The following is a 1,246-nucleotide window of genomic DNA, read 5'->3' as shown; positions in this document are numbered from 1 at the left end:
GGACGAGCGGGGCGATTGCCGCCGTCGACAGCGCCGCCATCGACCACCAGTTGATGCCTTGCGAGCCGGTTTGGCTCGCCACGATCACCGGCAGCGTCTTCGCATCCGTGCTGGTGAGGAGGGCCGCGAAGAAGTATTCATTCCAGCACAGCACCAGCGACAGGATGAAAGCGGCGACCATCCCGGGCACAGCAAGCGGCAGGATGATGCGTAGGAACGCACCCCAGGTCGACAGTCCATCGACGAAGGCGGCTTCATCGAGCTCGATCGGGATCGCGTTGAACTGGTCGCGCATGATCCAGATGACGATGGGCAGGACCGAGAGCGTATAGAGCAGGATCAGGCCGAAGCGGGTGTCGAGCAGCGCGAGCGCCTTGTAGAGCACCAGGAAGGGCAGGGCGAGCACGACCGGCGGCAGGATCAGTTGCGACATGAAGAAGAACAGGATGTCGTCGTTGCGCATCCAGGCGAATTTGTAGCGGAAGCGGCTGAGGCCATAGGCGGCGAGCGAACCGAGGATCAACGCGAGCAGGGACGCGCCGACCGAGGTGATGATGCTATTGACGAACCGGCTCGTGAACTCCGCGCGGGCGGTCGAGGTGCCGAACAGCGTGTCTGGCGACAGCCCGAGCGAGCGCCATCCCTTCCAGTCCGGCTGGAAATCGACCCATGGGATCAGATGGGCCTGCGTGACGTCGACTGCCGATTTGAACGACGTCGTCACCGTCCAGTAAATCGGGAACAGGCAAATAAACATCCAGAACAGGAGCGCGGCATAGATCAGCGCGCGGCCAAGCATCCGCTTGGCGCGCGGGACGGCGGGATGCCGCCGGACGGGCTTCAATGCCAATGTCGACACGCGCGTGAACTCCTTGGTTCTAGATGACTTTCTGCGTCCAACGCTTGGACAAGCGCAGGAGCAGCGTCAGGAGGACGATGATCAGCGCCAGATAGACCATGGCGAGTGCCGTGCCGTATCCCACATTGGAGCGGTCGCGGTACACGCGATAGATGAAACTCGACACGGTGTCGGTGGCGCCCCCGGGCCCGCCGGCCGTTACGTTGATCACGATATCGGCAAGCTTCAGCTTGAAGATGATGCGGATGATGAGGACGGTGATGCTGACCGGCAGCATGATCGGAAACGTGACGTGCCGGAACGACTGCCAGCCGTTGGCGCCATCGACCTTGGCGGCCTCCTGTACCTCCCGCGGCATAGCCTGGAGGCCGGCGAGCAGGATGATCA

2 protein-coding genes are annotated in these 1,246 nt (G+C 62.7%); both read right to left on the bottom strand.

Annotated elements, in window-relative coordinates; translation table 11 throughout:
* The coding region (locus AC1D00_RS41695; RefSeq protein ID WP_477014717.1) for a carbohydrate ABC transporter permease at window positions 1-799 on the bottom strand (799 nt) is incomplete at its 3' end.
* A gap of 79 nt (window positions 800-878) precedes the next feature.
* Window positions 879-1,246, bottom strand: a 368-nt coding sequence (locus AC1D00_RS41690; protein WP_477014716.1) for a carbohydrate ABC transporter permease, incomplete at its 5' end; no start/stop codon positions are given.

Source organism: Bradyrhizobium sp. P2_E8 (assembly GCF_056403875.1).
The sequence above is the reverse complement of the archived record's forward strand: the minus strand, read 5'-3'. Positions and strand labels throughout refer to the sequence as shown.